This window comes from Aeromonas sp. 603607 (genome assembly GCF_049171595.1).
Classification (GTDB): domain Bacteria; phylum Pseudomonadota; class Gammaproteobacteria; order Enterobacterales; family Aeromonadaceae; genus Aeromonas; species Aeromonas veronii.
In genome coordinates this window covers 310,915-323,473 of the sequence record NZ_JAAKOV010000001.1, presented here as the reverse complement: position 1 = coordinate 323,473, position 12,559 = coordinate 310,915, and the positions used below count along the sequence as shown (strand labels likewise).

8 protein-coding genes and 1 pseudogene are annotated in these 12,559 nt (G+C 56.0%); 5 read left to right on the top strand and 4 right to left on the bottom strand.

From position 1 onward, the window contains the following. Positions 1–133: 133 nt before the first annotated feature. The 3 genes and pseudogenes from kup to G5315_RS01405 all read right to left on the bottom strand — a co-directional run. Positions 134–2,002 (bottom strand): low affinity potassium transporter Kup, encoded by a 1,869-nt coding sequence (gene kup / locus G5315_RS01415; protein WP_024944982.1) that lies wholly within the window; start codon positions 2,000–2,002, stop codon positions 134–136. An 816-nt stretch (positions 2,003–2,818) separates the two neighbouring features. Further along, a complete protein-coding gene (locus G5315_RS01410; RefSeq protein ID WP_421332384.1) occupies positions 2,819–3,337 on the bottom strand; it encodes a hypothetical protein in 519 nt (172 codons plus the stop codon). 261 nt (positions 3,338–3,598) lie between these two features. Further along, a pseudogene (locus G5315_RS01405) lies at positions 3,599–3,859 on the bottom strand (DUF4062 domain-containing protein); the annotation flags it as partial. Between the two features lie 522 nt (positions 3,860–4,381). Here G5315_RS01405 and G5315_RS01400 point away from each other — a divergent pair. From G5315_RS01400 to fdhD, 5 genes are all read left to right on the top strand, one after another. Next, positions 4,382–4,981, top strand: coding sequence for a 4Fe-4S dicluster domain-containing protein (locus G5315_RS01400; protein ID WP_058057623.1), 600 nt, complete (start codon positions 4,382–4,384; stop codon positions 4,979–4,981). 46 nt (positions 4,982–5,027) lie between these two features. Continuing rightward, the gene (gene fdhF / locus G5315_RS01395; protein ID WP_247822863.1) at positions 5,028–7,172 is read left to right on the top strand and encodes a formate dehydrogenase subunit alpha; all 2,145 of its coding nucleotides are present in this window, start codon (positions 5,028–5,030) and stop codon (positions 7,170–7,172) included. A 253-nt stretch (positions 7,173–7,425) separates the two neighbouring features. Further along, the gene (locus G5315_RS01390) at positions 7,426–7,668 is read left to right on the top strand and encodes a hypothetical protein (protein WP_236272572.1); all 243 of its coding nucleotides are present in this window, start codon (positions 7,426–7,428) and stop codon (positions 7,666–7,668) included. Between the two features lie 428 nt (positions 7,669–8,096). Further along, positions 8,097–10,229: a sigma 54-interacting transcriptional regulator gene (locus G5315_RS01385; protein ID WP_421332174.1), complete on the top strand. Its 2,133-nt coding sequence runs from the start codon at positions 8,097–8,099 to the stop codon at positions 10,227–10,229. Continuing rightward, the gene (fdhD, locus tag G5315_RS01380) at positions 10,226–11,128 is read left to right on the top strand and encodes a formate dehydrogenase accessory sulfurtransferase FdhD (protein WP_421332172.1); all 903 of its coding nucleotides are present in this window, start codon (positions 10,226–10,228) and stop codon (positions 11,126–11,128) included. Before G5315_RS01385 ends, fdhD begins: the two co-directional genes overlap by 4 nt. A gap of 105 nt (positions 11,129–11,233) precedes the next feature. Here fdhD and asd read toward each other — a convergent pair whose 3' ends face one another. Then, positions 11,234–12,346 (bottom strand): aspartate-semialdehyde dehydrogenase, encoded by a 1,113-nt coding sequence (gene asd, locus G5315_RS01375; protein ID WP_005345266.1) that lies wholly within the window; start codon positions 12,344–12,346, stop codon positions 11,234–11,236. Positions 12,347–12,559 lie beyond the last annotated feature (213 nt).

The window sequence follows — 12,559 nt, the reverse complement described above, 5'->3', positions numbered from 1 at the left end:
CTTCTCCCCTTGCGGGAGAAGGGCTGGGGATGAGGGGGAGGTAATTGGGGTTAACGGAAAAGAAGAGGGAGGCCAATGCCTCCCTCTCTCTTGCTGACGTTTTCTATGCCATCAAAAGGCCATCAACCCGCCATCAGATATCCACCTGCGAACCCAGCTCGATGACCCGGTTGGGCGGGATCTCGAACTGATCCGGGGCACGCAGGGCGTTGCGCTGCAGCAGCATAAAGAGCTTGCCGCGCAGATAGAGATACCAAGGGCGGTCTTTCATGATCAGCGACTCGTGGGCCATAAAGAACGAGGTCTCCATCATCCGGCAACTGAGCCCCTCGGCGTTGCAGCGGTGGAAGATCTCCTCCACGTTCGGGGTTTCGCGCCAGCCGTAGCTTGCTACCACCCGCCAGAAGGTGGGGGAGAGCTGCTCGATGCAGACCCGGCGCACATTGTGGACGTAGGGCACATCCTCCACCCGCAGGGTGAGCAGGATGATCCGCTCGTGCAGCACCTTGTTGTGCTTGAGGTTATGCAAGAGCGCATGGGGGATCACATTGACCACCCGCGACATATAGACCGCAGTGCCGGCCACCCGGGTCGGCGGGGATTTTTCCAGCGAGGCGATCATCGGCTCAAGGGAGTTGCCGTGCTCGTTCAGGCGACGAATAAGCTGAAAGCGCTCGCTCTTCCAGCTGGTCATCACGGTGAACATCACCGCGCCCAGGGTGAGCGGCAGCCAGCCGCCGGAGAAGATCTTGGCGAGGTTGGCGGCAAACAGCGGCACGTCGATACAGAGCAGCGCGGCAAACAGGATGGCCACCAGATACTTGTTCCAGTGCCAGCTGTTCTTGGCCACCGAGCAGGAGAGGATGGAGGTGAGCACCATGGTGCCGGTCACCGCGATGCCGTAGGCCGCCGCCAGATTGCTGGAGTGCTCGAAGCTCATGATGACGATCACCACCGAGATATAGAGCATCCAGTTGATGACCGGAATATAGATCTGGCCGGACTCCTGCTCGGAGGTATGAACGATGCGAATGGGGGAGAGATAACCGAGCCGCACCGCTTGCCGAGTCAGCGAAAAGACCCCGGAGATCACCGCCTGCGAGGCGATCACCGTCGCCATGGTTGCCAGCAGCAGCAGCGGCACCAGCGCCCATTTCGGCGCGAGCAGGAAGAAGGGGTTGGCAATAGCCGCCGGGTTGCTCAGCAGCAGCGCCCCCTGACCGAAGTAGTTGAGCACCAGAGAGGGCAACACCACGATAAACCAGGCGAGGCGAATGGGATTTTTGCCAAAGTGGCCCATATCCGCGTAGAGCGCCTCCACCCCTGTGATCGCCAGCACCACGGCGCCGAGGGCAAAGAAGGAGGTGGTCTGGTACTGGATAAAGAAGCGCACCGCCCAGATGGGGTTGAGCGCACCCAGCACCTCGGGGTTGTGGATGATGCCGCGCAGCCCCAGCACCGCCAGCGTCATAAACCAGATCAGCATGATGGGGGCAAACAGCTTGCCCACCATGGCGGTGCCATGTTTCTGGATGGCAAAGAGCAGGGTCAGCACCAGCACCGAGAGAGTGACGATATAGGGGTCGAGGGCGGGGGTGAGAATGCTCAGACCCTCGATGGCCGACATCACCGACATCGCCGGGGTGATCACCACCTCGCCATAGAAGAAGCTGCCGCCAATCAGGCCGAGGATGATCAGCAGCGGCGTCCAGCGGGTGGAGGCGTTGCGGGTCGCCAGCGACATCAGGGTGAGAATGCCGCCCTCGCCGGCGTTGTCGGCCCGCATGACAAAGGAGAGGTACTTGACCGACACCACCAGGATCAGCAGCCAGAAGATCAGCGAGAGAAAGCCGAGAATGGAGGCCGGCTCGACGCCGAACCCGAATTGACCTGACAGGCACTCGCGCAAGGTATAGAGCGGGCTGGTGCCGATATCGCCATAGACTACGCCAATCGCCGCCAGCATGACGCCGGACATGGCTTGTTGTTTATCACAGTTCATGAGTTCATCTTGTCAGTTTGATGTTTACACGTTTGCCACAGCAGATCGCCCCGAACACATCAGGTATGTGTGGATACAACATCGGGGGGAAATCAAAGGATTGCGATGGGAAGGGAGCTAATCGGATATAAAGATGCGTTTCATGGGACACAGTCTGTTCATCTGTCGTTAAGCTTATAATGACACACACTCTGCGGGTTCATGCTCAGGTATAAATAATCAAAACGTCATTTTGAGTAAGGTTATTAATTGGCCGTTGATTGAAATATTCACGAGCTCTGTGGGCAACCGTTTGTTTTATCTGGGGAAGCGCTTTGGCCACTATTTTTTACCGAAGCGAGTGAAAAATAGACGATAAAATAGTGACTAATTAATTGCAGGCAGGATAGCAAAGAGGAGGGGCTTGGGTAGCAATGGAGTCTTTATTTGGAGGGGGAAAGTGTAGGGTGCAATGAACGAAGTGAATTGCACCAAGTATTAAAATAGGCAAGAGGTGCAATGCGCTGCGCTTATTGCACCCTACGGCAATTGACCAATTTTTTCGAGGAGAGAAGAGGTAAGCAACATGACGCCAAATAGTTATTAACTCATCAATATTTTCTGTTTTATTCAGCCAGATAATACGTAACGCTATATATTTTACAATGATAATTTTAGTTTTGTATATAGTGAATGCTGATGTAGGGTGACCAAGGTCAGACTTGGCTATGTCCCTAAAGGATACTTTCATATTTCATTACACGTTAAGTTGTATGAAATAGATAGTTATAGGGTGCTGTTGACTGTAACTGTGCACCCTTTGGATTTGGTATTAAATTATTTTTTTGTTGAGACTAGATTTCGTAGAATATTGGCTCGTTGTTCTTCATTTGTATTCAATATACCATGTTCGTAAAGTTTAACTTTATCATGATGGTGTTCTCCTCTTAGAATAAAACCGTACCCTACACCGATTCTTTCGATTACCGTATAATCACCTTCTTCATCGGTATATGTATCGTATTTAAACAACCCTAGATCAGCAAGATATTGATGCCAAGTTTTCCCGTTAGGTGAAACATGGGCAAGCACTTTAATATTGGCTTCTTTTCCTAAAAATTCATTTTCAGTAAAATCCATGTCGAAAAATATAGTTTCATCATAAAAATCTCTGGCTGCATTTTCTACTTCAATTGATAATATGTTGCTATCTGCATTTTCTTTGTCGAGGGAACGATATAAACTTTTAACTAAGAGTTCTAGTTTTGCACTGGATGAGTTTAATATGGATAGGGAGTGGTTTGTTGCATCAATTTGTGATTTGACTTCTCTCGTTTTGAGAAAATCAAAGAACATCCCAGCCCATTGCTTTCTAAGGCTTATCTCAATGTCTGAAAAATTATCAAAACCCTCTAAGGCATTGTTTAGTGCTGACTTTCTTACTTGATCGACAAAGTTAAATATATCTATGGCATATTTTTGCTGTTCAATAGCTGGATATTCTATTTCGGTAACAAATTGTTTGTTTTTGTTTTGTTGAAAAATGTGGTGATTGTTTAATACTGAGTTTCTTACATAGGTAAATATTGGTATGTTATTCTTTTTTGCAGCATCATATTCTGCATTGGTTATTGATTTGGATTTGTCGCTAATATATTGCCCGCCAAATCTTCCTCCTATAATAAGAATAAAAAGTTGGCAGTTTGAAATCTCATTGACGCAAGCTTAGTGCGTATGTAAATCCGGGTGATAGAAGACATCACCATGTTCACTTAAAACGGACTCGAAACCATAATTTGAAATAAAGCGACTCAATTGCTCACGAATTTCGGAGAGATCAAAACATGTTGAGCTTACAAAAACTTTTGGAACAGCCATGCTCGGTCCTTTAATTATTTAAAAAACTATTACTTATATAAAATCTGACTACCCCCCTAAGATGCAGCCCTAGTTTGCAGATATTAACCTGTGGAACCTAGTTATTATTCTGCATGTAGGCGCCCTCAACGGAGCTGGTTGCCAACTGAAGCATGCTATCCAATCGGGTAGGGGGTAAAAAGGGCAATCGGCGCATAATCTGTCCGAGATCAATAAATTAGTCATTGATTGGCTGTTATTTGTGCGTGCAGGCTGAAAGGGTAGGGTGATATGCCTTTGTTAGCCTGTGTCGAGCTCGTCACTTTTGTCGTGTCGATCACACTTCCCACCCCGTCGTCACCCTCGTCAGTTGTGGCATTCAGCACGCGTCTCTTTCTGATTACTCCTTTATTTTCAGTTGCTTGTGAATTTTTATCGCGCCATTTGCCCGTTTTGGTCTGATAAATGCTTTGTGGGGGGCTGGCCGCCTCTTTGCCTGTCGGCGGGCGGCCCGGTGTAACGAACCATTTAGGATCCCTCTCTATGAACAGCTTCGTGATTGCAGATCCCAGTCTCTGTATTGGGTGTCGTACCTGTGAGGTGGCCTGCGCCGTTTCACACCAGTCAGGGTCTTGCAGCGGGACCCTTGAGCGGGAGGGCGGCCTGCATCTTGCCATCGAGGATGGACATCTGGTCTCCAGGGACAGCTACTTTCAGCCGCGCCTGAAGGTGATCGTGGGCAGCAAGGTGACCACGCCGGTGCTCTGCCGCCAGTGTGAAGACAAGCCGTGCGCCATGGCCTGCCCGAACAATGCCATCGTCAGCGAGGATGGTTGCGTCAAGGTGTTGCAGGAGCGCTGCATCGGCTGCAAGTCCTGCGTGGTGGCCTGTCCTTACGGCGCCATGGCGGTGGTGCTCAAAGAGGTGCCCCCGGCTGCAGATTCGCTCTTCAAGCGTCCGCAGACCAAGGCGCAGGCGCTCAAGTGCGACCTCTGCCGTCACCGCGAGGCGGGCCCGGCCTGTGTCGAGGTGTGTCCGACCCAGGCGCTGCGGCTGGTCACGCCGGAGCATCTTGAAACCCTGAACCGGCAGAAGCAGCTGGCCAGTGCCGAGGCACTGCTGGCGATGCCGGCGCGGGTGTGAGCGGGCTTGCCGAGCCGTTTTTCGTTAACAAACAAGAGTGTGAGTCATGAAAAAAGTCATTACCGTGTGCCCCTATTGCGGCACCGGTTGCAAAATCAACCTGCTGGTTGAAAACGACAAGGTGGTGGGGGCCGAAGGCGCCAACGGCCGGACCAATGAGGGGCAACTCTGCCTCAAGGGCTATTACGGTTGGGATTTTTTGAACGACACCAACCTGCTGACCCCCCGTCTCAAGAGCCCGATGATCCGCCGCGAGCGCGGTGGCAAGTTCGAGGCCGTCTCCTGGGACGAGGCCATCGCGTTCGCCAGCAGCCGTCTCTCTGCCATCAAGGCAAAATATGGCCCGGACGCCATCATGACCACCGGCTCTGCCCGTGGCCCCGGCAATGAAGCCAACTATGTGATGCAGAAATTTGCCCGTGCGGTGATTGGGACGAACAACGTCGACCACTGCGCGAGGGTGTGACACGCACCCTCAGTCTCCGGTCTGGAGACAACTGTAGGCAACGGCGCCATGAGCAACGCCATTCCCGAAATTCAAGAGACCAAGTGCCTGCTGGTGTTTGGTTACAACGCTGCTGACTCTCACCCCATCGTCGCCCGCCATATCCTCAAGGCGAAGGCAAACGGGGCCAAGGTGATTGTGTGTGATCCCCGTATGGTGGAGACCGCCCGTATTGCCGATCAGTGGCTGCCGCTCAAAAACGGTTCCAACATGGCGCTGGTTAACGCCTTCGCCAACGTGTTGATCAATGAAGGGCTCTACAACAAGGCATTTGTCGCCAACTACACCGAAGGGTTCGAGACCTTCAAGGCGACGGTGGCCAAGTACACACCGGAATATGTCGAGGGGATCACTGGCCTCAAAGCCGCCGATATCCGCGCCGCCATTCGCACCTATGCCGAGTCGCCTGCTTCCATGATCCTGTGGGGCATGGGGGTGACCCAGTACGGTCAGGCGGTGGACGTGGTCAAGGGGCTCGCGGGTCTGGCGCTGCTGACCGGCAACTTCGGTCGCCGCGGTACCGGTTGTGGGCCGGTGCGTGGTCAGAACAACGTGCAGGGCACCTGCGATATGGGGATGCTGCCGCACCAGTTCCCGGGTTATCAGTCGGTGGCCGATCCCGAGATCAGCGCCAAGTTCGCCAAGGCGTGGGGCGTGGAGTCACTCTCCCAAAAGCCCGGCTATCGGTTGACGGAGCTTGGCCACAAGGTGGAGGAGGGCAAGTGCAAGGCCTTCTACATCTTCGGTGAAGATCCGGCCCAGACCGAAGCTGACTTGGGTCAGTTCCGCCGCACTCTTGCGGGGATGGAGCTGGTGATCGTGCAGGATATCTTCATGACCCAGACCGCCGAGATGGCCGACGTCATTCTGCCCGCCACCAGCTGGGGCGAGCACGAAGGGGTCTACAGCTCGGCGGATCGCGGCTTCCAGCGCTTCTACAAGGCGGTGACGCCCCCCGAGAACGTGAAGCCGGACTGGGCCATCTTCTCGTTGATGGCGACCGCCATGGGTTATCCCATGGAGTACCACAACACCGAAGAGATCTGGGACGAGATGCGTGCGCTCTGCCCGCTCTATGCCGGGGTCAGCTACGACAAGATGGCCGATCTCAAGAGCGTGCAGTGGCCCTGTCCGACCGAGGATCACCCGGGCACCAGCACTCTGTTCGAGGGGAATGTGTTCACTACCCCGAGTGGCAAGGGTCAGCTGATTGCCTCCGAGTGGCGGCCGCCGCTGGAGCAGCCCTGTGCCGAGTACCCGCTGGTGCTCTCCACCGTGCGCGAGGTGGGTCACTACTCCTGCCGCTCCATGACCGGCAACTGCTCGGCGCTGCAAACCCTGGCCGATGAGCCGGGCTATGTGCAGATCCACCCGAGCGATGCCAAAAAGCTCGGGGTGAAGGATCAGGCGCTGGTCTGGATCTCGTCGCGCCGTGGCAAGGTGATCACCCGGGCCAACTACAACGACCGGGTCAACGCCGGGGTGGTCTACATGACCTACCAGTGGTGGATCGGGGCCTGCAACGAGCTCACCATCGAGCACGTCGATCCGGTCTCCCACACGCCGGAGTACAAGTACTGTGCGGTGAAGATCGAGCGCATCGACAATCAGCCTGAGGCGGAAGTGTACGTCCAGACTGAATACAGCGCGCTCAAGGCGAAATTGCGCAGCGCAGCCAAAGGCTGACCCGCCCTAAAAAAGGACGTTCTGCACAAATAAGGGAACCCGACTCGGATTTATCGAGTCGGGCACCCTTTTATTACCCAAAAACAGGGGATAAATGATGCAACATGAAATTGGTCGCTTATTCGGAATTTTCTATATTGGTACCTATCTGGCGGCGATATTGCTGGGAATAGGTTGCTATATTTGGCGCGACGAGATGATATTTCTGCTCGGCTTCGGTTTTTTCGGCTGTTTTATGGCAGCAAGGCTCGCCATGAGCAGCGTATTTTCCGCCTTGAGTATTTCCAGTGCCTGGCTGATCGGGTTTATCTCCACCACCTTGATCAACAGCCTGCTGCTGGGGGTGATCACCCTGCTGGTCTACCTCACGCACCAGAGCGTCACCGCCGAGCTTGCCGACAACGCCAGCTGGCTGCTGATGGCCTTCCAGAGCCTGTCGGCCCTCTTTATCTTCGGTGGCCTGAAGTGCTGCCATAGCCGGATCATCACCTCATAAACTGCCGATGAATGGGCAGCAAACGCCATCTTGAAACCCGCAGCCAGTGAAGCAGCCAGCGAAGAGGAGAGGTAGATCTGACAGTTGACGGCGGCCCACTTTTCGGGCGCCTTAATTGAGATCAAGAACTGATGAAATAACCGGTTAAATATGGCCATCAGATATATTAAATCGGATTGTAATGAAATTTGAGCTCATCTATGATGAGTCGCCATTCCAATATATCCCCCGATAACGATGTTACTTTTTGTTGTCGTTCGTTAATAACAACTCTGGAATTGCAACATGCGACAATTTTCGTCACCGCTTTTCTTATTGGCAGCCGTTTTTACGGGCTGTGGCTATTTATTTTGGTGACGGGTGCTTGTCGTGATGCGATGGCATGGACAGCCTGACTGGTGACTAAATCGATATAACGTGAGGCCGCAATGCTAAATGTGAGTGCCATCCCCCTGGACGAGATCTCTCCCATCTGGGACGACGGTTTCCTCCTGCTCTCCAAATCCCTCCTGTCGGCCGTGACGCTCGATGACTTTATCCACAAACTCAACAAGATAGATGCCAGCTTCGGCGGCGTGACCCGGGTCAATCTGATCCTCAACATGGGTGCAGACGAGGAGGCCATCTTCTACTTCATGGGACATTCCGGCCCAAAGCATCTGGTCTGCCCCAAGGCAGAGCTGCACCTCTCCCCCCGTCCTACCAAAGAGACCCCGGAACAGGCCATCATTCTCGCTGCCGCCCGCTTTGAGAATCGCTGCCCGGCGCTGGATCGCGAAGGGGTCTACGGGGGGCTGCGCTCCTACTGCCAGCTCCCCATCACCACCGCCCGAAGCCACTTGGGCGGGGTCGAGTTTATCAACACCCAGCTCGACAGCTTCACCATGGAGACCCTTGCCAAACTGACCCAGCTTGCGGCCATTATCGCCATTGCGCTGGAGAACGTGCTCGACAAGGAGCGCACTCTGGAGCAGGCCAACTCCCTGCGTCTTGAGCGCGACAGCTGCAAAATTCTGGTGGATGTGACCAACGCGGTAATCAAACTGGTGCGCATCGCCGAGCTGCCCAAGAGCCTGTTTACCATCCTGCACCACCACTTTGGCATCAGCAGCTTGTGTCTGGCGGAGTACAACGCCACCTCCGACAGCTTCAAGAGCTATCTGGTCAATCAGCACCAGAGCGATCAGCCGGGCATCATCGATCACTCCTGTTTTGAAAAGAAGTGTCTGCAGGGGGCCCTTGGCCACAGCGAGCCGTTTTTTGTCTATCGCGAACACGGCCACGGTTGCAGCAATCGCTGCCGCTTTACCTCCCAGATCCTGCCGCCCGAGGCCGACAGCTCCTGCATTTTGCCGCTGCGCTATCGGGGCAACCTGCTGGGGGTGTTGATCCTCTCGCACCCCAACGCCGACTTCTTTGCCGATATCGATATCTCCTTGCTGGAGCAGGTGGCGGCGCGCACCGCCATAGCCATGAATAACGTGCAGGCGCAGCAGGAGATCTCCAACACCAACGGCGCAAAAGAGAAGACCATTCGCATCAACGAGCCGCAGATGCAGGGGGAGTTTCCCCACATCATCTACCAGAGCACGGTGATGGAGAGCGTGCTGGAGAAGGTGCGGCTGGTGGCCGAGAGCGACAGTACCGTGCTGATCCTCGGCGAGACCGGCACCGGCAAGGAGCTGATCGCCCAGGCCATTCACGCCCTGAGTGCCCGCCACGACCACGAGATGGTGAAGGTGAACTGCGCCGCCATTCCCACCGGCCTTATCGAGAGCGATCTCTTTGGCCACGAGAAGGGGGCCTTTACCGGCGCTCTGACCCAGCGCATCGGCCGCTTCGAGCGGGCCCACAAAGGCACCCTGTTCCTCGACGAAGTGGGGGATATGCCGCTGGACTTGCAGCCCAAACTCTTGCGGGTATTGCAGGAACACGAGCTGGAGCGGGTAGGCAACAGCAACCCCATCGCGGTGGATGTGCGGCTGGTGGCCGCCACCAACTGCGATCTGCTCTCAATGGTCAAGAACAAGCGTTTCAGAAGCGATCTCTACTACCGCCTCAATGTCTTTCCCATCGAGCTGCCGCCCCTGCGGGAGCGGCGCGAGGACATTCCGCTCTTGGTCAATTTCTTTATCAAGAAGATCGCCAAGCGGATGCGCCGCACCATCACCTCGATCCCCGCCGATGCCATGAAGATGCTGGTGTCGCTGCCCTGGTACGGCAATATCCGCGAGCTGGAGAACGTTATCGAGCGCGCCGTGGTGATGACCCGCGGCCATGTGCTCAACCTCTCGCCCGATGAGCTGATGCCCCTCAAGGGCTACCACAAGATTGAGACTCTGGTTTATGACGAGCCCGCCACGCCGCTCTTTGCCGAGGAGGGGCCGATTGATGAGCGCGAGGCGATCATCGCTGCCCTGCGTGACTGCAACGGCATCGTCGCTGGCGAGCGGGGGGCGGCCAACCGTCTCGGCATGAAGCGCACCACCTTGCTCTCAAAAATGAAGCGGCTCGGCATTTCGGCCAGAGATCCCGAGATCATTGACGGGGTCGCACCATGAGAGAGCTACTTGAGCTTGAGGCGCGTGATGAGCTTAGCGAGCTGAGAAAACAGAGCGAACAGTGCGAGCAGAGAGAACAAAGAGAGCAGAGCGAACAGAACGAACTGGCCCGCTGCGCCATCCACCGCGAGGTGGTGCACTACCGCGCCGATGCACTGACCTGCGACAGCGAAATGGAGCTCCCCTCCGAGACGCCGGTGGCGCTGGTCTACAACGGCATTGCTCACAGCGTGATGATGTGCTCTGCCTCCGATCTGGAGGATTTTGCCATCGGCTTTTCGCTATCCGAGGGGATCATCGACAGCCTGCTCGATATCCACGACATCGAGCAGATTGAGGGCTGTCAGGGGATTGAGCTGCATATCACCCTGGCCAACCGCTGCGTTTATCGCCTTAAAGAGAAGCGGCGCACGCTGGCGGGCCGTACCGGTTGCGGCATCTGCGGCAGCGAGAGTCTGGAGCTGGTGATCCGCACCCAGCCAAGGCTGCCCGACAGTCAGCGTCTGGCGGTGGGCCATATCGACAAGGTATTGACCGCGCTGCGCCCGCTCCAGCTGCTGGGCCAGCGCACCGGCGCCACCCATGCGGCGGTGCATCTGGATGGGGAAGGCAACATTCTCGCCATCCGCGAGGATGTGGGGCGCCATATTGCGCTGGATAAGCTGGTGGGCCATCTGAGCCGCACGGGTCGCCGTGATGGTGCCATTCTGGTAACCAGCCGCGCCAGCTTCGAGATGGTGCAAAAGTGCGCCAGCGCCGGGGTCGAGATCTTGCTCGCCATCTCGGCCGCTACCGAGCTTGCGGTCGAGCGGGCCGAGCAGACCGGGCTCACCCTGGTGGGTTTTTGCCGCCCCGGGCGGGCCGAGATCTACAGCGGCTGTCAGCGCATTCTGCTTTAAGTGACAGCAAGAGTGAGAACCTGCTAAAGGGCTTATAAAAACTGGCAATGAAAAAGGGCGGGGAGTGTGACTCCCCGCCCTTGTTGTATCTGCTGCTGTGGCGGATTAGCGCGCCAGCAGGATACGCAGCATGCGGCGCAGCGGCTCGGCGGCGCCCCACAGCAGCTGGTCACCCACGGTGAAGGCGGCCAGATACTCAGGGCCCATATTGAGCTTGCGCAGACGACCCACCGGAATGCTGAGGGTGCCGGTGACGGCAGCCGGAGTCAGCTCGCGGGCTGTGATGTCGCGATCGTTGGGGATCACTTTCACCCAGTCGTTGTGGGCGGCCAGCAGCGCTTCGATCTCCGCCAGCGGCACATCCTTTTTCAGCTTGATGGTAAAGGCCTGACTGTGGCAGCGCAGGGCGCCGATCCGCACACAGAGACCATCCACCGGAATGACGGCGTTCTCGATACCCAAAATCTTGTTGGTCTCAGCCTGACCCTTCCACTCTTCACGGCTCTGGCCGTTGTCGAGCTTGGTGTCAATCCAGGGAATGAGGCCACCGGCCAGCGGTACGCCGAAGTTGTCCACCGGCAGGGTGCCGGAGCGGGTCTTCTCGGTGATCTTGCGCTCGATGTCGAGGATGGCGGAGGCAGGATCGGCCAGCTCAACCGCCACTTCGTCGCGCAGCATCCCCATCTGGGTGACCAGCTCGCGCATATGGCGGGCACCGCCACCGGAGGCAGCCTGATAGGTCGCCACGCTCACCCACTCCACCAGATCGGCCTTGAACAGGCCGCCGAGGGCCAGCAGCATCAGGCTGACGGTGCAGTTGCCGCCGACGAAGGTCTTGATGCCATCGTTCAGGGCCTGCTCGATGACGTCGCCGTTGACCGGATCCAGAATGATGACGGCGTCTTTCTCCATCCGCAGGGAGGAGGCGGCGTCAATCCAGTAACCCTGCCAGCCAGCGGCTTTCAGGCGCGGATAGACATCCTTGGTGTAGTCGCCGCCCTGGGCGGTGATGATGATATCCTGCTTGGCCAGCGCCTCGATATCGAAGGCGTCCTGCAGAGTACCGGCATCGACGCCGAAGTTGGGAGCGGCCTCACCGGCCTGGGAGGTGGTGAAGAATGTGGGTTGAATATGGGCGAAATCCTGCTCTTCCTGCATCCGGCTCATCAGAACCGATCCCACCATGCCACGCCAACCGACCAAACCTACTTTTTTCATATTGTCCTACCCTGGATTGCTGCTAAAGAAACTTGCGATGACACCCGTAACCGCTTCTCTGGCGACGCCTGTTTACAAGCGGTTTACAGGCCATTTAAAAAATATGCGCTGCGAAAAATGCGTCTATCCACATTACGGATTGTGGCGGCTGGCGCAAGTCGAATTGCGCAATATTCTGTGCCGTTTGCTGCATTAACCGGCAGCCAGAGCACC